This is a genomic window from Pseudomaricurvus alkylphenolicus, from assembly GCF_011683955.1.
Taxonomy (GTDB): domain Bacteria; phylum Pseudomonadota; class Gammaproteobacteria; order Pseudomonadales; family Cellvibrionaceae; genus Pseudomaricurvus; species Pseudomaricurvus alkylphenolicus.
Genome location: NZ_JAAQPI010000004.1, coordinates 335,555 through 358,320 on the forward strand (window position 1 = coordinate 335,555; position 22,766 = coordinate 358,320).

General features: G+C 52.5%; 15 protein-coding genes. 4 read left to right on the top strand and 11 right to left on the bottom strand.

Features of this window, described 5'->3' with window-relative positions; genetic code table 11:
• Positions 1-57: 57 nt before the first annotated feature.
• The 10 genes from HBA55_RS13220 to HBA55_RS13265 form a co-directional block, all read right to left on the bottom strand.
• Positions 58-2,613, bottom strand: a complete 2,556-nt coding sequence (locus HBA55_RS13220; protein ID WP_166991793.1) for a TonB-dependent receptor — start codon at positions 2,611-2,613, stop codon at positions 58-60.
• Entirely contained in the window at positions 2,582-3,667 is a 1,086-nt protein-coding gene (locus HBA55_RS13225) for a FecR family protein (RefSeq protein ID WP_166991796.1), read from the bottom strand. Before HBA55_RS13225 ends, HBA55_RS13220 begins: the two co-directional genes overlap by 32 nt.
• Before the next feature lie 10 nt (positions 3,668-3,677).
• Positions 3,678-4,289, bottom strand: coding sequence for a sigma-70 family RNA polymerase sigma factor (locus HBA55_RS13230; RefSeq protein ID WP_166991799.1), 612 nt, complete (start codon positions 4,287-4,289; stop codon positions 3,678-3,680).
• 132 nt (positions 4,290-4,421) lie between these two features.
• On the bottom strand, positions 4,422-6,167 hold the full coding sequence (locus tag HBA55_RS13235; RefSeq protein WP_166991802.1) for a serine hydrolase domain-containing protein: 1,746 nt from the start codon (positions 6,165-6,167) through the stop codon (positions 4,422-4,424).
• 88 nt (positions 6,168-6,255) lie between these two features.
• Positions 6,256-8,619 carry a hypothetical protein gene (locus HBA55_RS13240; RefSeq protein ID WP_166991806.1) on the bottom strand — a complete coding sequence of 788 codons (2,364 nt, stop codon included), beginning with the start codon at positions 8,617-8,619 and terminating at the stop codon, positions 6,256-6,258.
• A gap of 140 nt (positions 8,620-8,759) precedes the next feature.
• A complete protein-coding gene (locus HBA55_RS13245; RefSeq protein ID WP_166991809.1) occupies positions 8,760-10,484 on the bottom strand; it encodes an amidohydrolase family protein in 1,725 nt (574 codons plus the stop codon).
• Between the two features lie 196 nt (positions 10,485-10,680).
• A complete protein-coding gene (locus HBA55_RS13250; protein ID WP_166991811.1) occupies positions 10,681-13,419 on the bottom strand; it encodes a TonB-dependent receptor in 2,739 nt (912 codons plus the stop codon).
• Between the two features lie 89 nt (positions 13,420-13,508).
• A complete protein-coding gene (locus HBA55_RS13255; RefSeq protein ID WP_166991813.1) occupies positions 13,509-14,633 on the bottom strand; it encodes a FecR domain-containing protein in 1,125 nt (374 codons plus the stop codon).
• A 9-nt stretch (positions 14,634-14,642) separates the two neighbouring features.
• The gene (locus HBA55_RS13260; protein WP_166991815.1) at positions 14,643-15,206 is read right to left on the bottom strand and encodes an RNA polymerase sigma factor; all 564 of its coding nucleotides are present in this window, start codon (positions 15,204-15,206) and stop codon (positions 14,643-14,645) included.
• Positions 15,207-15,315: 109 nt separating this feature from the next.
• Positions 15,316-15,885: a cysteine hydrolase family protein gene (locus tag HBA55_RS13265; protein ID WP_166991818.1), complete on the bottom strand. Its 570-nt coding sequence runs from the start codon at positions 15,883-15,885 to the stop codon at positions 15,316-15,318.
• A gap of 373 nt (positions 15,886-16,258) precedes the next feature.
• On the opposite strand from HBA55_RS13265, the gene HBA55_RS13270 reads away from it, so the two are divergent.
• Positions 16,259-18,574, top strand: a complete 2,316-nt coding sequence (locus HBA55_RS13270; RefSeq protein WP_166991821.1) for a TonB-dependent receptor — start codon at positions 16,259-16,261, stop codon at positions 18,572-18,574.
• Positions 18,575-18,591: 17 nt separating this feature from the next.
• On the opposite strand, the gene HBA55_RS13275 is transcribed toward HBA55_RS13270, so the two are convergent.
• Entirely contained in the window at positions 18,592-19,596 is a 1,005-nt protein-coding gene (locus HBA55_RS13275) for an AraC family transcriptional regulator (RefSeq protein WP_166991824.1), read from the bottom strand.
• A 118-nt stretch (positions 19,597-19,714) separates the two neighbouring features.
• Between HBA55_RS13275 and HBA55_RS13280 the strand changes: the two genes are divergently transcribed.
• From HBA55_RS13280 to HBA55_RS13290, 3 genes are read left to right on the top strand one after another with little or no spacing between them, the layout of a single operon-like run.
• Positions 19,715-20,674 carry a phytanoyl-CoA dioxygenase family protein gene (locus HBA55_RS13280; protein WP_166991826.1) on the top strand — a complete coding sequence of 320 codons (960 nt, stop codon included), beginning with the start codon at positions 19,715-19,717 and terminating at the stop codon, positions 20,672-20,674.
• Positions 20,675-20,711: 37 nt separating this feature from the next.
• A complete protein-coding gene (locus tag HBA55_RS13285; RefSeq protein ID WP_166991829.1) occupies positions 20,712-22,196 on the top strand; it encodes an arylsulfatase B in 1,485 nt (494 codons plus the stop codon).
• A gap of 54 nt (positions 22,197-22,250) precedes the next feature.
• The gene (locus HBA55_RS13290) at positions 22,251-22,670 is read left to right on the top strand and encodes a MarR family winged helix-turn-helix transcriptional regulator (RefSeq protein WP_166991832.1); all 420 of its coding nucleotides are present in this window, start codon (positions 22,251-22,253) and stop codon (positions 22,668-22,670) included.
• The last annotated feature ends 96 nt before the right edge of the window (positions 22,671-22,766 follow it).

A 22,766-nucleotide genomic window follows, 5' to 3' on the forward strand; every position in this document is an offset into this window, starting at 1 on the left:
TAGCTGGAGCTATAACCGATTACTTCACCAAAACCGCTATCGAGAAAGAAATTTTTTCTACCGATAATGCAGAGACAATCCCAGGCCGATGGTGCGAGGCGTTAACTGTGCCCGAAAGTCGAAGCTGCCGTCGTACCAATCCATAGTACTGGCGTTGACGTCTTCCAGATTGCGCACAAACAGCTGCAAACCCCACCAGTCGCCACGCAAGCCGGCAAAGAAATTGGATACTTCGAAACGCCGGTTATTAAAATCAACGCCTGAGGCTTGATTGGGTACATCGGCATAGGAGTGACCCCGCAGACTGTAATCCCAGCGCAGATAGCCCTGCAGTCCATAGGAAAGCTGAAAACTCCGCTCAACCCCGAGATTCAAAAGATACTCCGGTGCATTGGGCAGACGCATACCCTGCAATCGGTAGATTCCATCGGGGTTTTCTGTATTTCTATAGGGGGAGAGGATGGTACCGCTGTCAAACTGTGCCTGAATCAGCGACGCCCCCAGACTGAATGTCCAGCCACTGGTCAGGTTAAGGTTAAGATCGGCTTCTGCACCGAAACTGTGTGCCCCTTCGCCATTTACCGTAATAAACTTACTCAGCTCCGAATCGTTGGCCGTAATATTGTCCTGAATTGGCCGATCAATTTGGACCTTATCCCAGTCGATATAAAACACCGCCAGATTGAACCAGCCCTGACCTTGCAGCAGCCGGCGCTTTAGCCCCAGCTCATAATTCCAGACTTCGTCCGGCCGAAAGGAGCGAACATAGCCGGCATCCTGCCCCAGAGAAAAATCAGTATTGACACCGCCGGCACGAAAACCCTTGCTGGCTGAAAGGTAAAAGAGCAACCCGTCGGAATGCTGCCAGTCGATGCCAATTTTTGGAGATGTGTCGGTAAATCGCTCTTTGACTTGATAGAGATCCCCCAATTGATCGGCGTTAATATGATCAAGGCTGCGACTTTCCTGTTCCGAGTAACGAATCCCCAGAATAAGCCTGAGATCGTCCGTCAGCGGCCAGGCTGCTTCGCCAAACAACGACCACTGCTGGGTAAAGTCTTCCCGTAGTAATGCCTGCTCGGATTGCAGCTGCGTCTCTCGTGAGGCCTCCCGAAAATAGAGACCCAGTATCCAGGGAAATGTCTCCTCCGAGGCTAACCGCAGCTCCTGACTCCAACCCCGCGTCTGACTGCGAAAAGTGTTGTCCACATCAACAATATCACCGTATCCGCTGACTGCACTCAAGGTGGCGAAGGGAAGGTGCCAGTCAAGTTGGAGTAAATCCTCTTGTACCCGTTGCTCCCGACCGAATACATCCCTGAATAGAGGAAAAACCAGGTCCGAATCCGGTGGGGGGGTACCCGTGTGAGCAAATAAATCCCTGATATAACGGCGGGAGGTATATTTATTAATACCCTGACGAAGGCGTTCGCGTTTATGGATCAACTGCCCCTGGAGTTCGTTCCAGCGAAAGCCGATCATGGCGCGACCGCCACGGGTGCGCTCCCAATTCAGGTCTTCTCCAACCAGTTGGGGAGGCTGCGGGTTTTCCGGGTCAAGCGCCGGCAGGACCGAATAAGCGTCAATAAAACCCGCTTGTTCGTTATCGAAACCAACCAGTCTCAGCGCCAGCCGCTTCTCCAGCAACGGCACATTAACCATGGCCGCCAGTTGACTGTTGTTCGACGATCCCTCCTCGATCTCAAACTTTTTAAAGGATACCGATCCGGCAAACGTCTCTAAATCGGGGCGGCGAGAAATGATGTTAATCACTCCGCCAAAAGAACCCTCACCATAGAGAGTACCTTGAGGCCCCCGCAAAACCTCAACGCGCTCGATATCAAACAGGGTGGTATCCTGTTCCGCAAATATACCGTTGGCCTGTAGTCGATTTACCGATATTACACCATCATTGTATATGGCGACGGTACCAACATTACCAACATTGGAGCCAAGACCGCGAATCTGTACATTGTTGCTGCCCCGCTGAAAATCCGTTATGGACAAGCTCGGCACTACCCGGGTCAGGCTTTCCAGGCGATCAGCCCCTATGGTATCCAGTACGCCGGCTGACAAGACCCTGAGACTGATCGGTACTTCTTGTAAGGCCTGTTCCCGTTTTTGCGCAGTGACCAGTATTTCCTCAGTCACCGCGTTGCGTCCGTTCGACGTTGATTGCGACGGTGTATCTTTCAGAAAAGCCAGCAACCGGTCCAGTACTTTACGGCGGGGGTCTTGTTTCGACCTTGAGGCCCGCGCAACCGCAAAAATTCCGTGGCCGGATTGCAGCCCGACCAGACCGGCCGGCCCCAGTAATTTGTGCAGAGTCTGTTTCACAGTGAGTCGTCCCCGTACCGCGGGAGCCTGATGCTGCTCCACCAACCTGTAAGGGTAGAGAATCTGTGTATGGGTTTGATCGGATAAGGTTTTCAGTGATTGAATCAGCGGCTGTGAGGGCAAATCGATATCGTAGGTGGTTGATACCTCCGCATTGGCGACGACACACCAGAATTGCAAGAAAAGCAGGCACACCCAGATACCACCCCGCTCAAGAGCGAAGCAAACCCGTTCGTCCCTGTTACTAGCGATCCCGATTTGGTGTGCGGTCACCATAAATTTGAATATGCTGGTCGTTCAAGCGGCTAATGGTAACACCGAATCCGGTTTCCAATACGTTAAAGAGCGCTTCTGTCTCACCCACTTTGAATTGTCCGCCGATACGCAGTGATTTGAGTTCTGGGTCTGTGATTTCGATCTTTACCGGGGTATAGCGACTGACTTCAGTCACCACCTCTTCCAACGTTTGTCCGTGAAATTCCAGACGCCCCCTGATCCAGGCCAGATCCGCCTTCAGACGGGCGGGATCCACATCGAGCACATCGCCCAATGTCCCGGCATTGTGCGGCAGCGCTGTGCTCTGACCAGCCACCAGGGCTCCCAGCAATTGTTTGCTGCTTTGCTCAAAGCCCGGTTTTTGATCCGAATCCAATAATGAGAACAACGGTGCGGCGACTTTGGTCTGAACAGAGGAGATATTGATTTCACCTTCCGTTACGGTCACTTTGATCTGCGCATCGCTGTGAAATACAGAGAACGCTGTACCCACCGCCCGCACCATTCGATCGGCTGCGTAGACTTCGAACGGACGATTTGGGTCATGATGAACGTCGAAATGGGCTTCGCCGCTATGCAGCAACAGTTGCCGTTTATGCTCCGTGTAGAAGACTTCGATTTCGCTATTGGTGTTGAGCCACAAGATTGAACCATCGGGTAAACGATGCGTGGATTGCTCCCCCACCATGGTGACATACATCCTGCCCTGGGATTGCGGGCCCGGCAGCAACTGCCAGAAACCCAATGCCGTCACTAGCAATAAGAGCATTGCCGCCATCGCGGGCGCGCTACTCCATCTATGCCAACCGCTGCTGTGGGCGCTGTTGCTGCGCTGAGCCGCGGGCACTTGCAATTCGGTCAGCAGATCCATTTGGTTCCAATGTTGCGCCATCCTCAGCAGGATGTCGCGATGCTTGTCGCTGCGGGCCATCCACTGATGCAATGCGGCAATGTCCTTGGGGCTGGGTCGCTCGTGGTCTTCAAAGCGTACTATCCAGAGACTGGCCTCTTCTTCAATAATATGAGTATCGGGAAATTCCACTACCTTTGCCATTATCAACTCCTTACCGCTCCGGCCCCGGCCGCCCTCGCTTCCCAGCATGCAGGACTTCTCTTTGTCCACGTGTCATTTTGGTGCTGCCCTTGGTCTCTTCGCCATAACGTTCGCTGATTATTTTAGTACTCAGACGCACACCTTTCGCCAGGTGCTTTTCTACGGTGCTCACTGCCAGCTCCATACGCTCCGCAATCTCCCGGTTGGACATCCCATAGACTTTTTTCATCAGCACAGCACGTCGACATTGTTCCGGTAGCGACGCCACCGCCTCACAATAGATGCCCAGTTTTTGTTGGGCCATGACGTTGTCTTCCAGACTGTCTCCCTCCAGAAAGTCCTGTTGTTCATAATCCTCAATATAGTCCGTAATCCTATAAGACTTGCGACTGAACTCGGACAACACCAAATTGCGGGCAATTCGGAACAGAAACGCCTTGGGCTGTTCGATCGGACGACTCTGCTCCACCTGATAAGCCCGCAGGAAGGCCTCTTGAGACACATCGTCGATTTCATGGGGAGTAATCATAAAACGGGACAAGAAATGCTTCAGCGATCCGCCATGCTGCAGGAAGGCCTCCAGGACCCCGCCCGCCGGTTTATCGCGCTGCTTCTTGTCCACCCTCTACTCCCATTTATCGGTTGTGTTCTGGGTCTATAACTTGCGGGGCCGTCATAACCTCTATCCGAAACCCATACTAATTTTGTATGGATTTCGAAACATTGATAGTCCTTGACTATTTAACGGCCCGCCTCAATCACAACCATTGGCTGCAATCTGCCAATATCCGCTGGCGGTCTGTGTCAGCGAGACGCTGATACCCCCGCCAGCGCCCAGGTAGGCCGCCGATCCCGTCGCGTAATAGTAATTAGAATAAGAATAGGCCCTGCCGGCGGACTCGTGTTCGGCGTTGGTGGCGGTCACGCAGCTGCCGCCATTACCGCCTCCCCCTCCAGAACCACCGTTGACCACATGCGCCGGCGTCACATAGTCCTGCATGATCTTCTTCACTTCGGCGTAGTTGTCACTGGCAGCCGTCTGGTCGATGTCCCCGGTAAAGGTCACCACCATATCCTCATTTTCCAGTACCAGGGTATCCTGATTGCCCCAGCCACGGGCACCGGCCAAATCCTGGGTACCATAGTCGGTCTCAATCCACATCTGGAATCCATACCAGCTGGCTGACGAATCCTTTTGAACTTGGGCGGCGGTCATTTGATCCACGTAGGTCTGACTGACAATCTGCTGCCCTTGCCATTGGCCTTCGTCCAGCAGCATCTGGCCCAACTTATTGAAATCGCGGGGCAACATAAAGGAGTCCCAACCGCCCGCATTGATGCCATCAAGGGTGGTCAACCAAGAGTAATCCCCGGTAATCCCCAAGGGGGTAAACAGATGCTCCTCGGCAAACTCCAGTGTGGTACCCGGCGTATTGTAATGAATGATGGCGGAGAGCAAATGAGAACTGCCGGTATTGTAGAAAAACTGGCCCTTGGGTTTGGAATAGCGGCTGTCATGAGCCCGGGAGAGAATAAACTCCACTGAGTCGGTGTTGACGGTCTCTTTGAGCTTCTGGAAGTCAGAAGGCACATCAAAGTCATTCCAGGACAAACCTGTGGTCATCGTTAGCACATTCCACAACGTGATCTCGGCCTTGCTGCCCGTCAACAAATGGGCATAGTCTGGCAACAAGTCCGACAGAGGTGTATTCAGGTCATTGGGAATAAAGCCTTTGTCCATCGCTATGCCAATCAGAATCGCGCTGATGGTCTTGGTCGCGGACTGGAGCTGGTGCGACATAGTGGCATTGTGTTCACCAAAGTAATTTTCTGAAACAATTTGGTTGCAATGCCGAACAATGTAACTGTTCAGACCCGGTGCATTGGCGTTGATATAAGGCACCGCTGCTTCTATTTGTGCCAGGTCCAGGTCAGCGCTGTTGCACTCCTGCGGCACGCCGACGTTGTAGGTCTGCTCATTGCTCCATGCGCTTTCCAGTCCTGCGGCGTCAACCGCCTTGGCTTTTACAGTGAAGTTTTCACCTGTCGGATGATCAGAGGTAACGTGGTTCCAGTTACCGGATGAGTTGGGAGTAACTTCAACGGCGCCGGTACCATTGTATTGCAGGACCACTTTTTCCAGATCATTATCTGCGTCACTGGCCGAACCGCTGACGGTAACCTCATTGTCTGAAACCGATACGGTGACTGCGCTTAATGTTGGAGCCTGGGGTTGGAGCTCGCAGTTGTCAACCGACTCCCAGTGATTGGGAGCGGTTTGCGCCAGTGATGTGGTGGCATAGAAGTTACCAATATATTCCCCGGAGCCCACGGCGTTGTATTGGTACCCGTAGTAGTAATAGTAGGTGGCGCGGCCTTCGTATTCATGAACAGGGTTGGTTGCCGTCACGCAATTTTGTGCCAAAGCGGTACTGGCAACTGCCATAACGGCACTGGCTAGAACGCATTGGGTAAAATGGGTGTTCGTGATTTTTATCATTGTTTTCTCCCAGCGGGTCTCCAAGTGGATGAGTTGTGGGAGTTATAACTATTGGGCGGTCGAAAACCGCTATGAGTTCGGGCAGATACTAGCGGTTTTTTGCGTTGTATATGGCCAGCATATTCTGATCCAGCTTACGGATGATGTCGCTGTCACAGGCATTGCTGCTCATGGCTTGCCGTAGGCCAACCAGCGCATCGTTGACCAGTTTCAGCACCGCCTGCATATCCAAAGGGATCCCGTCACCATGCAGCCGGGCAAAGACGCCAAGAGACTCCGGCGTAGAAACGTCGCCATTGAGTTTTTGAAAAGCCTCGACGTGTCGTCGATTGATCGTGAAATTTTGAGTTTTTACCGTAGAAACGCTGCTGATTTCTGCACCATAGCCGTTTCGAACGACGGATTCCATGCCACTGGTTTTCTTAAATGTCACCGCATCGGCCTCCATGCAGCCTGGATATAGAGACTGGTAAGAGGCGGCAAAAAATCCCAGAATCGGGTTAATCATTGATGATTTGCGGATTTCCTGCTCTACCCACCACTGGGCCTCAGCGCGTGAACCACCGCTGCCCGAGAGCAGGCTCGCCATCCTGAAAACCTGGTTATCGCTGTACGCCTCCATTTGTTTGATAAAGGCTTTGTGCATCAGAATGTCTTCGGCTTTTATCTGCTTCAAATCGTTTCGGTAGATCGCGTTCAGCAAAATGGCACCAGGATAGTCAGGATCGTGGGGACCTTCACCCACACGTGCCACAAACTCAAGGTCCTCGAGCTTCGTTTGCTTGGTGAGACGATACGCCTCGATCTCCCGAAATGTCGGTGAGTATTTGGCATCGATCAAAATTTTGAAATCGTGACCATAGCTCATGGAGGCCGGGCGGTGTTTAATGGCATCAATCTCCGTAATAAACTCCGGTTTCAAGGCTCTATAGGCCAATTCGCGCTCCGCCCCGAATTTTGGCCAGAATTCCTTGAGTGCGCGAGTGGGAGTGTGTGGCGCCAACTTGCGCAAAGCATAAGCCGCGCCTCCATACCACAGGTAACTTATGTCCATTTTTTGTCGCGGGTCCTTTGCCGCCCGAATCTGCGCAAGAACAATGTCCAGATGCTCAACGATACCATCATGGGTCAGTTTGCGCATGCGGGCACCAAACTCTTTGACGGTTTCATCGTCTATACCATCGTACAATCCCCCCCATTTACTGAGTATGTGCAATTCATCAACCGCCCAGCCATCTCCTGATTTCAAGCGGGCTTCGATCTCATCGAATCGCGCTGCCACCTTGGCCGCTCGGAGCTCATTCTGCCGGGCTGCCATTTGATTACGCGCCGAGTTCCGCTCCTGTGGCCAAAGGACCGATATAAACGGTTGAAGCTGGTTCTGCAGAGCTTCGATTTCCTCCAAATTGTCGTTATTCAAATACTGAGCACTGACTCGCACGTGCCAGGCAGCGATCAACTCAGTCGCAATACCGGCAATGCCGACTTCTGTCACGCTGTTGCCCGGCCGACCGTTCAAGGTGTATGACAATGGCAAGCGTATATTGCTGTTTGCCACAACGCCTCCATCATGGGCGCAAGGTCCCTGCATCGCTTGTTGTAATTTATTAAGATCGGCAGGGGTAAAATCTGCAAAGGCTTTACCAAAGTGACGGCTAAAAACCGCTGGTCGAAACAAACCGGGGAGCTCGCCGATACTTTGTAGAGAAGCGCCGTTTCTCTCCAGCTCCTGCACCCAAGCTACGATATGAGAAGGACAAATGACGCCGGGCGACGAGGGCGCTGTGGTCGAGGATTGAGCAGATCGTTGAGCCGCAAAGTCTCGTATCAGTTTTTTCTTCTGAGCACGAAGCTGCGCCGTTCGGTTCTTTGTTCTCGCCCGAACAGATGCCTGGATCTGCGCCGTCAATTCTTTTAGCTGCCGCTGGTGCTCTGTGCGGGCATCCGTTTTTCGGGCTCGAATTTCGACGTCAGAAACCCGGTTGGAGGATTGAGACATCGGCGACAACGGGTCCAGATCGGCCAGCGCCTTCAGGGAGGGACGAACTTCGCTGCCCCGATGGAAAACGAAAGGCAAGATTGGCGTCTTTGTGGCTACAACCGCCATGGCAGTAGCCTCTTCATTGAAAATGGCGACCATATCGAGACCAAAACGTCGCCCCTCATTCATTCGCCAATACCGAAGCACCCCAGTATTGGAATTATACTCGCCATTTATGGGATAAGATGTGGTCACCGCTTCCGTTTGAGCATGTTGAGGGACGATGGTGGAAACGATCGTACCCCGAATCGGCTGCTTGTTGAAAACGGTTACCCGCGTGTCAGTCACCGCTCCCCTTCGCCGAGAGCCCACTCGATCGGGGATAGTTGCCGGGCCTTGAGTGATGCCCGAACTGGCGCTGGCATCGCCCGCCTCGATAGTCAGTACTACAAGGGAAAGCTGTTTAGCCACGGTCGACTTGTCCAAACCGGACCATGTGCCCAGAATCGCGTCAGATCCTGCCTCCACAGCACATACCATGTTGCTGAGAAAACAGAACGCGATAGCTCTCGAGATCGATCGAATCATTCCTTTAGACTAGTACATTCTGATCAGGGTGCCTCGTAGACCACCTTGCCTCCAAACATTGTGAACGTCACCTGAGTCTCACTGATCTCGGAAGCGGGAATATCAAATAATTGCCGATCAATGACGATCATGTCGGCAAGCTTACCCTTCTGAATAGATCCGGTTTGACCCAGAAGCTTGAGCGCTCTGGCGCCGCCCAGCGTCGAGATTTCCAGAGCCTGATGCAGGCTGATCGCCTGTTCCGGCCAGTAGCTGCCGGGGAAGTCCCCGGTGGGATGTTGGCGGGTCACCATGGCCTCAATACCCTTCCAAGGGTTCATATCCGGCAATACGGCGGGTAAATCCGAGCCTGCAGTGACATTAACACCCGCCTCCAACAAGTCCTTAAAGGGAAAGTAGCGATTGCCTCTTTCACCCAGGGCGCCAACGATCGAATTGATGATGGGTGATGGATACCAGATTGCCGGGGATGCGTCCGCAGTCACATCCAGACTGACGAAACGGGGAATATCGTCCGGATGAATAAAACCGGCGTGGGCAATCTCGTGTCGCAAACCGCTGTTACCATTGATGCGTCGAGATTCTTCAATAGCGTCCAGCGTAACCCTCACCGCACGATCGCCGGCGGCATGCACACTGACAGTGATACCGAGTGCATCCAGCGTTGTGATAATGCCTGCCAGCTTGGCCGGAGCAATAAGCAGGTGGCCATTGTGCGTATCGCCACCGGTATGCTCGGGCAAATAATCATCCAGCATGGCGGCAGTTCTGGGCGCCGCCGGCACACCATCCAGAAACAGTTTTACAAAATCGGTATTGGCGTGCTTGCCGCGATTATTGTTACGCAGTTGCGCCAGTTTCTCCAAGTCCAACGACAGTTCTTCATCTTTAAACGGTGCCGCAATCGCCACTGCCATATGATGATTGAGTTTGCCGGCATCATCCAATGCCTTATAGGCGCGAACACCATGATGGGAGTCGCCCGCCTCCTTGATCCCGGTAATTCCGTATGCCGTAGCCTGGGCAAGGACTTCTTCTGCGACCTGCTGGTATTCCTCGGCGGTGCGCTCCGGAATCAGCTGTAAAATCGGGTACATTGCGGCTTCATAGAGCAGGCCATTGGGTTCACCCGAGTTTTTGTCCAGAACGATATCGCCACCTTCGATACGGGTGGTTTTGTCAATACCCGCCAGTTCCAGAGCCTTACTGTTGACCCACCGATTATGGCCGGTATCGTCCTGTAAACTGATTGCCTTGTCGGTTGAAATCATATCGAGCCACAGCCTCGGAGACTGGATGTGGTTGCGGATAAAAAAATCACTGTCCCAGCGACCGCCAACAATCCACTGGGCATCGGGCAACGCCTCCACACAACCAGAAAGCCGCTCGGCGATCTGCACCGCATCTGCAGAGGGATAAAAACTGCAATCGTATTTTTGCTCCACACCGGCCAATACGGGGTGAACGTGGGCATCGAAGAGCCCCGGCAGGGCCATTTTTCCTTGCAGGTCGATCACCCGGGTATTCTCACCACGGTACTGATGAACCTCTTTGGCGTTGCCCACATAGGCAAAGCGACCCTCTTGAATGGCTACCGCCTGTGCCCAGGGTTGTTCCGGGTTCATGGTATAGATGTTGCCGTTGGTCAGTATGGTGTGGGCCTGATGGGGTTGGACCCGGTCATTACAGGCCAGCAGAGCCAACATTGAGGCAAAGACCAACAGAATTTTGAGGCTTGACACATTCACGTGGTGACGACTCCTTAACTAATACTACTTAACTCGTGCAACTCTATAGAACAGATTCGGAACCCAAATCCTCTACAATCGTCGCTCCCGGCCTCCTGCCTCCCGCGACACTCGCACTCGTATTCGGGTGTACCGTACCTCCTGTACATAAAAATGGGCCGGTAATATCACCGGCCCCCAAGAGGAGAGAGTTTTTTTAGTAGTTGTAGGAAAGGGTCACGCCGTAAGTTTTGGGCATGCCATTGAGCCGGATGGTGGTGGTATTGCTCGTTGAAGTGGAACCCCAGTAGTACTCATCCGTCATATTGCGGCCCCACAGAGTTGCACTCCACTTACCCTCAGCATCGCTGATACCGGCGCGCAGATTGACGATGGTGTAGTCCGGCAGGTAAAAGAGACTGTCGGAGTTTTCTGCGGCACGGCTGCCCAGATTGTCATCCTTATAGCTGACATCGCCGCCCAGCATCATCATCAGACTCTCTGTCACCGGCCAGGAATAGGTGACGGAAGCTGTCGCCTGCCATTCCGGCGCGTTGTCCAGTTTAGAGCCGGAAGCATCAAAGGGGATCACATTGTCAAAGCTGCTGCGCTCGGGGCAGGCTGCGGGCAGGGTAACCGCACCGCCGAAGAGTCCCGCCGGGCAACTGGTGGTGAACTCTTCGATTTCACTGTCAAGATAAGCCAGGCCCAGATTAACCACCAATCCCTGGGTCACCGCCCAGCGCATTTCGACTTCGGCTCCCTGCACCTTGGATTCAGGGACATTGGTAATTCCAACCACATCACCAATGGGTGCAATAAAGTTATCCAACTCCTGCTTGTCTTCATAGTCATACAAGAACAATGCGGCGTTCAATTGCATACGACCATCGAGCAATGTGGACTTCATGCCCAGCTCAAAAGACATTAACTCTTCTTTTTCGTAAGGCAACACCTGGGTGTGGACCAATGCACCTGCGCCGTTAAAGCCGCCAGATTTAAATCCGGTAGAGACGGTGCCGTAGAACAACAGGTCGTCGTTAGGCGCATAATCCAGTGTGATTTTTCCCATCAAGTCTTCGGTATCAATGGTATCGTCGAGTGGCGTAAAGTCACCAGCCCCCGGAGTACCCACCACGTCGTTAAACAAAGCACAGTCTCCGGGCTCCAAAACGGATGGAGAAAACCCTGCGGGCTCGAAGAAAAACGGAGAAACAAAGAAGTTATAGAAACCCGCAATCGAACCGTCCCCGACATCATAAGTACAGACGCTGATGTCCCTCTCTTCTTCGGTGTAGCGAGCCCCCAAACTCAAACGGAATTGTTCAGTCAGCTGGTATTCCACATGGCCAAACACCGCCATCGACTCGCTTTCCTGGGTGTAACGGTTTTCGAGATGTAAGCCGACCGTTTCGATAAAATTCAGGTTATAAACTTCGTCAACCTCATCCTGAGAATAAAACACGCCTGCAGTCCAGTAGAGATCATCACCGCCATTGGATTCCAGACGCAGCTCCTGGGAGAACACCTCGATTTCAGTATCATTAAAGACATCAGCATCAATCGCGGGCACTCCAGAAGTATCATAAGTCGCTTCACGGTCATATTTATCGTAAGCCGTGATACTTGTCAGGCCTACACCACCCAAATCCCACTCCAGTTTGGCAGAAACGCCTTGCAGCGTATTGTCATTCTCTGGGCGATGGTTTTCAGTCCAATCGGCGTCTTCGTGGTCATTGGACACTGGCACTGGAGCGCCACCGACAGTAGTGGGAGTACCGGCGATGTTGTCGGACTTATTGGCAAAGTGGTGAAACTTCAACAACAGACTGGCATCGTCATTGATATCGATGTCAAACAATGCCCGCACTGCAAGCTCATCTCGTTCCCCCAACTCGTCACCCGGCCTGGTAATACTCTCCTGCCAGCCTTCTCCGGAGGTAATACTCTTAATGGCCACCCGAGCGTTAACAGCTTCACTCAAGGCTCCGCTGACATATGCTTCCACGTCAACCGTCTCATAGCGGCTATAGTCCAGCGTCACACCCGCTTCGGTTTCATCGGTGGGTTTGCGGCTGATAAAGTTAATCTGACCCGCCGTGGTATTGCGACCATAAAGATCGCCCTGAGGGCCTTTGAGAACCTCGACCCTCTCCAGATCAAATAACGCCGAACGAGTCATTACCGGATAGGGTATGGAGGCGCCGTCGGCGTAAAGGCCCACAGTACTTGAAGCCGCTGCCGTAAAATCGTTAAAACCGACACCACGAATGGTGTATACCGGAGCGCCGGCCGGCTGACTGTTGGTTACCGTCAGGCCAGGTGTCATCTGTTCAAGATCTTCGGCGGATTTCACCCCGAAGTTTTTCAAGTCTTCCGGGGTAAACGCATTAACCGTAATACCCACATCGTTAATGCTTTGCTCTCGTTTCTGTGCAGTGACTACAATTTCTTCCAGTGTGAAGTCGTCAGTCTGAGCGAAGGCATATTGAGAGCCACCGGAACCCACCAAAAACCCAATAAACGTGGCCAGGATGCTCTTCTTTGCTGTGCCTGATTCAATCATTTTGTCTTTCCCCTCGTCATTATCGGTGCCCGGCTCCCGGAGGGTAACCATCAGCACGCCTTTGTCGGAAAGACCACCGGTGAGATCTGTGCCATGTAGCAGGCGTTCCAATGCTTCATGTAATGTCAATCGTCCGCTGACTTCATTGGCGCTGCGAGTGACTGCCAGATCATAGGGAAACAATACCTGTACATCTGTTTGTTTCGACAAGATCGTCAAGGCTTCCGCCACGTTTCTTGCCGGCACTTGAATCTGATATACACGCTTGGCAATCACCTCTGCGCTGACGTAGCCTGCGAGCAACAACAGCAGGAGAATTCGGCAACAGAAGCCCAACAGTCGGCGACATTTGCCCGACTCAGTGGTCTTACGAGAGATATGTCGCCTCAACAAATCATTTCCTCTACTGGAAAACAAAAAATTTTGCTTTCGGGGACAATCAGATGACAGTCACATTCGAATAACCAATAGAGAATGGACTAGGGAAGGGATTTACGCAACTGGATGTGGCGATCGTCGAGTTGAGTGACCTGAATACCGAACCCGCTTTCCAGCACATCAAACATGGCCTCCAGCTCACCGACTTTAAATCGCCCACCGATACGGAGATCACGGAGCTGTGGGTCTGCGATTTCAATGGTTACCGGCATATAGCGGTTAACATCCTCTACCACCTGACTGAGTGGCTCGCCTGCAAACACAAGATAACCCTGCTGCCAGGCCAGCTGCCGCTCAAGTTCACTGCTGTCAAGCCGGTCGACGATCTTGAGCACTTGTGCGGCCACGTCCACACTCGCCGCCGGAGTAACGGCGGTAACCTCATTGCGCATAGTCGCCGTCTGCCCCACCTCCAACGACGCCACTTTGCGCAACTCCCTAGAGGACATCAGAGTTCTTCCCATAGGTGCAATACGGCCAGGTGCTGGGTCCAGGTCCACGCGGGAGGCCAGATCCACACGCCCTTCGGTCACCACCACCTCAATCTCCTTCGAATCCAGCTTAACCGAGAATGCAGTGCCCACCGCCTTGACCATCCCTTCACCGGCAAACACCTTAAACGGCCGATCCGAATTATGTGCAACGTCAAAATGCGCCTCACCCCTCAAAAGACGAATTTTGCGCTCCTGATCGTTAAAATCCACCTGAATCTGACTATCGGTATTAATGGTAACCATGGAGCCATCAGGAAGCCGTGTCACCCTGAGCTCGCCGATGGCAGTTGCGTAGAGGCCATTGGAAACGCGGGATGCATCGCCATGCCACCACAGGCCGGTTGCCAGTAACACCGCCAACAGACAAAGAGTCGCAGCTGCACCCCAGATAGGCTTGTGCCACAGAGTCCGCCAAGGCGAAAATTCCTTGGGTCGCTCCCCCTCCGGACGATGCAATACAGGAATAGACAATTCAGTAAGGACATTGGCGTCGCTCCAAAACGCCGAAATGCGCAACAGTTCTTCGCGGTGGGCGGGACTGCGCTCCACCCAGGCATGCAGTTCCTTCCGCTCTTCAGCGGACAAAGGCTCATCCCCGTCCAGGCGAATCAGCCAACGGCGTGCATCTTCCTCGATGGAATCACGGCTGTCAAAAGAATAGATATTGGCCACGCCCTGCCTCTATGCGCGTCTTTTAGATCTCATATTAGCAGAGACAGCCTTCCGGGCGGGCATCTTTTCATGCAGGTAGCGGTCGCAGAGCTCCACACCTTTCATCAAGTGCTTCTCCACCGTACTCACCGCAATACCCAAACGTTCGGCAATCTCCTTGTGAGGCATGCCGTAGACCTTGCGCATCAGATAAACCTTGCGACACTGTGGTGGCAAAGCCGCCACCGCTTCACAGTGTAACCCCAAGCGCTGCTGCGCCTGCACCTCGTCTTCCAGCGTACTCTCACCCAATAAGACGTCTGAAGCGGCCTGATCCTCTATATAATCCGTAATCTGCCGCGACTTTAGCCGCAACTCAGACACAGCGACATTCTTGGCAATCCGAAACAAAAAAGACTTGGGCTGCTCAATCACCGCCTCCTTCTCTGCACTGAATGCACGAAGAACCGCCTCTTGGGCCACATCCTCAATATCCTGCGTATTGTGCAAAAAGCGCGAAATAAACCGCTTAAGCGCCGCCTGATGAGTCACAAACGCACCTAATACACCAGAATTTGAGTTATTCTTTTTCATCGCTTTCACTTTCTACGCAGTCGCGTTTTCAGCCGGGAAAGATGTCAAGGTCTATTTGTATCACGCTCCCGGCCAGGAAACTGGCTCAGGAGCGAAATCACAAATAGACTCAGAGCGAAGCCAACTCCTCAACCAAGGCGCTCGTGGGCAACACCCGCGCATAACCAAAGGCCAATGCCCCCATAAAGGCGGCATGCACCTTCTCCGCATCCACAGCCACACCTCCAAACTCCAAAGGCATAGCAGCACAAGCATCGTGCGCCACACTACAAGCATAACCAAGATCGGCTGCCGCACGAGTCACCGCATCCACACACATATTGCTCATGGCACCCACAATCACCAGGCTCTCGACACCCTCCCGATCCAGAATCTGCTTCAGCTCTGTATCACGGAAACTGTTCGCCTGCTGTTTCACCACCACCGGCTCATTCCCCTGTGGCGCTAAACTGGCATGAATCTGGGCACCCTCGGAATTGGGTTTAAAGAAGGGCGCCTCCTCCATTGGATTCTCATGACGCACATGGACTACGGGCAGCCTCTTATCCCGGAATGCCGCCAACAACACCGCAGCCTGAGATGCTGCCTTATCCCCGGCCGACAATGGCCACAAAGCACCCTCCCAGGACGGTATATAGTCATTTTGAAGATCAATCAAAAGAAGAGCGGTTTTAGACATAACTACCTCAAATAACGTGAGAGAACATAGGAGGAGTCATTGTGAGGAGAATGACGAACGAATCCCAAAGTCAGAAACGACATACTTCAGGAAAAATCGGACAACGCCAATCCTCTTTCCCATTCGGGCACCTTCTCATCAGAGAATCAGATGGAAAGCATCATTTTATATGAATAGCACTGATGTCCGGCCCAATTGTAAGATTGATCGGCAGCGCCTTATCTCGCTGTTTTAACGATCAATACGAGACGCGAGCGAATATGTCGTAACTCTAATAGGTCTAATCGTTATAGCTTCAAATTTGACATATCTCTCATATTTGAGATATTTTTAACCTTACAATAATATACCCATGAGAGGGAGAGATAACTCCATGATCAACGCTAGCCTTGGTTTGAAAGCAAATAAGTTTCTCCGAAAGACTGCACTGGCAGCAGCCGTCAGCCTGTTGAGCCCCACGGCAGTGCTTGCCAACGACAGCTTTATGCTGGAAGAAATAATCGTCACCGCACAGAAGCGCGAGCAGAGTCTGCAGGATGTACCTGTCTCGGTCAGCGCGGTTGCGGGTGAGAAAATCACAGAATCCGGCATTACCAATCTGGAAAGTCTCTCCTCCTATGTGCCCAATCTTAAGATTCATGAGGGTCCTACAGAGGTGGGAATTTTTATTCGGGGCCTCGGTTCCGGTAATAATCAGGGGTTTGAACAATCGGTGGGCATGTTTATTGATGGCGTCTACGCCGGCAAGGCGCGACAGTTTCAAGCGCCATTTCTTGACGTAGGCGTCGTTGAGGTCTTACGTGGTCCCCAGGGAACGCTGTTTGGTAAAAACACTATTGCGGGCTCCATTACCATTAATACTGCGCGTCCAACTGAAGAACTTGAGGCAACCCTGCAGACCGATTATGAACTGGAGTACGGCGACCAGTCTCATGAGTTGGTATTGTCCGGCCCGCTGACGGATACTCTTGGGGCCCGTGCTGCCCTGCGATATACGGAAAGTAACGGCTATATGGATAACACCCTGCAAGACCGCGACGAAGTCCAGTCATCCGGCGTCGTGGGCCGATTCAGCCTGGTATGGAATCCATCTGACGAATTGGAAATCTTTCTGAAGTATGAAAAGGGAGATGTGGAGAACGATGGCCGTAACAGTCGACTGGACGATACCGCCACCTACGGTCCGCTGCTGTCGATTGCCGATCCGGATTACTCCACCGATGCTTTTCATCGTTCGACCTCGGTCGCCGAGTCCGCCGATGTTGACAGCGAGAGCCTGACCCTGAATCTGAACTATGACCTGGGTGGTCACGAACTGACTTGGATAGCGGCCTATTCCGAGTATTTTGCCGCCGACCGTTTTGATGCCGACTTTTCTCCGGTAGATATCAATACCGTTTTATTCGACCAGGAGTATGAGCAGGTTTCCCACGAACTGCGACTGACATCGGATATGGGTGAGAGCATCGACTATATTCTCGGTGTTTATTATCAGAGTAATGATTTTGATACACATCGCAACCTGGGCCTGGTGCCGGCAAACCTGGGCGTTCCCTTTCCAGCAGATTTAGGGATCAACCTGCTGTTTGGTCAGGAAACGGAAACTTATGCAGCCTTCGGCTCCGTGAGCTGGCACCCCTCAGAGGTTTTGCACTGGACCTTGGGTTTGCGCTACACCATTGAGGAAAAGGAAGCCGAACGCCACTTCCGGTATACCGAGTATTTGACCGACACCCCATTGGCCGAGGTATTGCCTCCCCAGTTGGCGGTTCCCGGCGGAATGATTCTGATGGCCAACAATCTGTTCGAGCACGATATTTCCGATGACCGCCGCTCCGAGAACCTGTCGCCATCGCTAAAGGTTCAGTACGACCTGACACCGGACCTGATGCTCTATGCCAGCTTGAGTAAGGCCTTCAAGTCCGGCGGTTTCAGTGAAGCCGGCTCCACTGGCGCCAACCCCGGCGAGTATAATCCGCAGGTCGGACCAGCCGTATTTGAGTTTGATGAGGAAGAAGCACTGGCCTTTGAGATTGGAGGTAAGTCCACTCTGCTCAATGGTGCCGCAACTCTCAACTTCGCGCTGTTTCGTACCGAATATGACGATTTGCAGGTGAGCTCTTACGAAGGCGTGGAATTTGTCGTGGGCAACGCTGCCGAGGCCGTCAGTCAGGGGCTGGAGATTGACGGAGTTATTCGATTGACTGAGGCTCTCACTCTGTCAAGCTCCCTGGCTTATCTCGATGCGTCCTATGAAAACTATTCCACCGCTCCCTGTTCGGCCGTACAAATCGCTGTATCTGAGGATGGACTGGGTTGCACCCAGGACCTGAGCGGGGAGCCTCTGGCCCACGCCCCCGAGTGGTCAGTAAATGTGGCTCTGGATCACATGATGCCGCTGACCGACAATCTGGAACTCTATAGTCATATCGACCTGGCATACAGCGATGAGCATTACCTGGCTTCTGATTTGGACGTGCGTTCGCTGGAGGATGCCCACACCATTGTTAACGCCCGCATTGCATTACGACACAGCGAGGGTAATTGGGAAGTGGCGCTGCTTGGGAAAAACCTGTCGGATGAAGAAGTCCGCACTATGACCGGCGATCCCTCGTTTCTGCCCGGTGCGCAGTTGGCGATGATGGATGCACCAAGAACTGTCGCTCTGCAATTTAAGCTCAGTTTGTAAGCTGAACGTCAATCCGTTTAGGCACCCCGGGGAGTGGAGCGATACTCCGCGGGTGTGCACCCCATTTCCTTTTTAAACGCCCGGTAGAAACTCGGTGTATCACAATATCCAACCTCGTCGGCAATCGCGTCGATACTTAGTTTGGACTCCCGAAGCAATCTTCCAGCTCGTCGAAGACGGTGCTGCAGGGTAATCTCTCGATAGCTGGTGTTCTCTTTCTTAAGTTGATAACGCAGAGTTCTTGAAGAGATTTTGAGGGTGTTGGAAATCTGCTCGATGCCGGGATAGCTGCTGTAGCTGTCCAGTATTTGGAGGATATGACCAGTGAGCACTTCCTTTCTTTTTATCCGCTTCTGAATATCCTGGCATACTTCCAGAAACAATTTCTTGGATACTGAATCACGTCGCGGCAGACGATCTGATAAACAGCTTTTGGGCAAAATCACACTGGCTTCGCGCGCGTCAAAAACCAACTTCACGGGGACATAGTGCCGATATTGCGATAACAGATCAGCTGGCGGCTTAGCAAAAGGAAATTGGACTTTCATTTGATTGGGTATGTAGCCCGTCACATCTTCCAGGAATCGAACGCTGCCGGCGGCGGCAATCTGCATGTTGAATTTGCTATAAGTGCTGGAAGCATCGGGAAACCCGACAGTAATACTAACCGCACCGGTTTTCTCAATAATCTCGATATCAAAAGGCAGAAAGGTTGGCGAGTAGGTAACGGCCAAATCCAAAACATCGGCAATTGTCTCACAGCTCATCATGGCCGCACCGAGCGCACCAAAATGGGTAGAGCTCATTTGCTGTCCGAATTTCAGACCCAGTATCGGGTCGTCCACGCATTCAATGGCCAAATCACAGGCGCACTTAAACACATCTTTATCGACAAAGTCCGCATCGTCATCGGGAAACGGCAGCTTCTGCTTTTTCCAGATTTCCTGAACGTCGACACCATGCTCCCGCTGGATCAACGCCGCAAGCTGATATAAGTACTTTACCGGGGAATAGCGTTGCATCCCAATCGCCTCTGGAACATTGCCGGAAATGCCAATATGTTAGCCGAAGCGGCTATTATTTCCCAGAGCTCACAGGGGTAGCATGAGACTTCGTTAGACTATTACTCAGGATTGAATTATGTCACTGGCCGCTTCTCCCCTTCGTAAACTCACCCAGGAAGAGCTGGACGCCTATAAGAAAGATGGTGTGATCATGGTAAAAGGGTTGATCGAACCCAATTGGCTGGAAATGATTGCACTGGGCATTGACGAAGCACTTAACAATGCCTCGCTGTACGGTCGTTATGTTTCGCACAAGGTTGAGGGCTACAACATGGACTCGTACCTGTGGAAACGCAGCGACTATATCAGGGACCTGATTTACTACTCACCGTTTGCGCACTGGGCCCAACAACTGATGGCATCAGAAGAAGTGCGTTTCTTCTATGATCAAATGTTTGTCAAGGAACCCGGTGTTGATGCTCCGACTCCCTGGCATCAGGACCTGTCATTTTGGCCCATCAAAGGCCATCAGATGTGTTCCTTCTGGGTGCCACTTGATCCTGTTACTCAAGACAGCAGTGGACTGCAGTATGTTAAGGGCTCTCATATGTGGTCTGAGCGATATCGACCGGTCGCGCCAGGCAACATAGGCGGCATTGATTCCGATCTTCCCGCCCCCCCTGATGTCCATGCCAATATTGATAACTACGATCACGCGTGTTGGGACATGGAGCCCGGCGATGTAACCATCTTTCATCCATTGACCTTGCACGGGTCTTCCGGCAACAAAAACCGCAAACAAAAGCGTCGGGCATTGGCATTGCGTTGGCTCGGAGAAGATGTGGTTCATGCACCGGACATGTCGCCCGTTCCCATTCCCTATAAGCACGATAACACCCCGGGAAGCCCTGTAGCCGGGCCGTTGTTTCCCAGGATATTGCCAAGCCACATTCCGTCGGAGCGGGCACAACGGGCAAAAGGTATCGAGTCATTATTAACCATCGATACCGCGAAGACCATGGCCAAGTCGGCCATGACCAGTGCCAAATCGTTTCTGAGAAACGGCCAAGCCGGTGAACACAAAGAAACCTGGTAATTCCGTTTAGGCGTGAGGATTTAGAGTAATGCTGAGAATGTCGGACAGATCAATTGCGATCCCATTGCGCTTGCTGCTTGTTCTTATCTTGTGCAGCGGAGTGCGGCTCTCACACGCAGTGGATCGCCCCAACATAGTGGTGATCGTAGCCGATGATTTGGGTTGGAACGATGTCGGATATCACGGTAGTGAAATCCAGACACCCAGAATCGACCAGTTAGCCGCTGAAGGGGTTATTCTGAATCGCTTTTATGCTCAACCAACCTGCAGCCCCACCAGGGCATCGCTGTTAACGGGGAACTCTGCTGTGAAACTGGGAGTCGTAGCCCCGCTGTCGACCGCCAATCCGGAAGGCTTGCCTCTGGACCAGAGGCTGCTGCCACAGTTTCTGCAAGCCAGTGGATACCAGACCGCACTTATCGGGAAGTGGCACTTGGGATTTCGAAAAGAGGCCTATCTTCCAACGTCCCGCGGGTTCAACCATTTCTACGGCAGCCTGACAGGCGGCATCGGTCACTGGGATCACGTCAACGGTGGCGGACTCGACTGGCAGCGCAACGGGCAAACGTTGCGAGAAGAGGGCTACAGCACCCACCTCTTAACGGATGAAGCCCTTCGCCTTATTCACAATACTGATTCCGGCAGGCCACTATTCTTGATGCTAAGCTTCAACGCGCCTCATTTGCCCAACGAGGCGCCACTCGAAGCTGTAGCGGCTTATGAAAAACTGCCAGATCCGAAGCGGCGTCAGCATGCCGCAATGGTATCTGAAATAGATAGCGCCATCGGGCAACTGGTCGACGAGTTGCAGCGGCGGTCGATGCTGGAGAATACTCTACTGTGGTTTCTGAGTGACAATGGCGGATTGAATACTTCGTCCTTTTCAAAGACCACGGTTGAATTTGTTCGCATTCTCGACCGCTGGTTCCCGGATGAAAAGGTACCGTTTCAATTCCTGGAGTTTGTTCGAACTAATGTGCGAGACGGTGCTGCCGACAATAGTCCGCTTAGAAAGGGAAAAAAGAGCATATATGAGGGTGGAGTCCGGGTGCCTTCTTTTGTGTATTGGAGCGGCAGGCTCAAGCCTCACCACATCAGCCGCATGATTACAGTTCAGGATATCACCCCAACTTTGTTGTCAGTGATCGAAAGTGCGGTACCTGATGAACGATTTGATGGTGTTGATCAATGGGCATGGATAGAGGATAAACACCACCTCAGCAACTCACAGCCGCCTGATTACATAGTCAAATCCTGGGATGGGGAAGCCGTATTCCGCTACCCCTGGAAACTGGTAACGCCATCATCTGGAGATCCCGAGCTCTACCATCTTGAGTCTGATCCCGAAGAGCGCGATAACCTCTACGAAAGACATCCGGCGATAGCAGGCCAGCTTCGTAATATTCAGGCCAACTTCCCCAGGGGCCCCAGTGTTCATCTGCCGCTGTATTACAACCTGATGTCCGAGGATTCGTTCGGAGGTACTGAGAAACACCCTCCTTGGACGAGTCAGATTAAATAGAAGCAGGCGGGGTTGGAAATACATGCATATTCATCTATACTGCATGGCATGAGTATGAAAAATCCCGATATGTGCCTGGCTCACTGTGTTCGTCGCGCCGACCGCGTCGTCAGCCAGCTGTACAATGATCACCTGGCCCCCCTGGGCATTCGCATTACACAGTTTTCTATTATGCGTGCGCTGCATCTATTGGAGAGCACTACTGCTCGCCAGTTGCAGGAGGTGCTGGTGATGGATCAGACCACGGTGTCCCGCGCACTCAAACCCCTGATACGTGACGGCTATATTCACACCGGCGCGGGCGCCAACAAACGGGAGAAAGCCCTGTCACTGACCAAGGAAGGCGAGGAATTGTATCTGGCGGCGCAGACGCCCTGGAAAGCGGCCCAAAAACAGCTGAAGAAAAAGCTAGGCAAAGGCCAGGACCAGTTGCTGGTGGAACTCAGTCAACTGATTGTATCGCTTAAACAGTAGTATTTGCTGACCAACCACACCGGGCTATATAACGCCCGGTTTTTTGCTCCAACACATGCATATACATATGCTTATACATTAATAAAGAGAGGTACA

Excerpts from the sequence above, each read along its gene's own strand:
- HBA55_RS13235 (WP_166991802.1), bottom strand. The coding sequence starts at position 6,167 with ATGATAAAAATCACGAACACCCATTTTACCCAATGCGTTCTAGCCAGT.
- HBA55_RS13275 (WP_166991824.1), bottom strand. The coding sequence starts at position 19,596 with ATGCAACGCTATTCCCCGGTAAAGTACTTATATCAGCTTGCGGCGTTG.
- HBA55_RS13265 (WP_166991818.1), bottom strand. The coding sequence starts at position 15,885 with ATGTCTAAAACCGCTCTTCTTTTGATTGATCTTCAAAATGACTATATA.
- HBA55_RS13290 (WP_166991832.1), top strand. The coding sequence starts at position 22,251 with ATGAAAAATCCCGATATGTGCCTGGCTCACTGTGTTCGTCGCGCCGAC.
- HBA55_RS13220 (WP_166991793.1), bottom strand. The coding sequence starts at position 2,613 with ATGGTGACCGCACACCAAATCGGGATCGCTAGTAACAGGGACGAACGG.
- HBA55_RS13225 (WP_166991796.1), bottom strand. The coding sequence starts at position 3,667 with ATGGCAAAGGTAGTGGAATTTCCCGATACTCATATTATTGAAGAAGAG.
- HBA55_RS13270 (WP_166991821.1), top strand. The coding sequence starts at position 16,259 with ATGATCAACGCTAGCCTTGGTTTGAAAGCAAATAAGTTTCTCCGAAAG.
- HBA55_RS13285 (WP_166991829.1), top strand. The coding sequence starts at position 20,712 with ATGTCGGACAGATCAATTGCGATCCCATTGCGCTTGCTGCTTGTTCTT.
- HBA55_RS13260 (WP_166991815.1), bottom strand. The coding sequence starts at position 15,206 with ATGAAAAAGAATAACTCAAATTCTGGTGTATTAGGTGCGTTTGTGACT.
- HBA55_RS13280 (WP_166991826.1), top strand. The coding sequence starts at position 19,715 with ATGTCACTGGCCGCTTCTCCCCTTCGTAAACTCACCCAGGAAGAGCTG.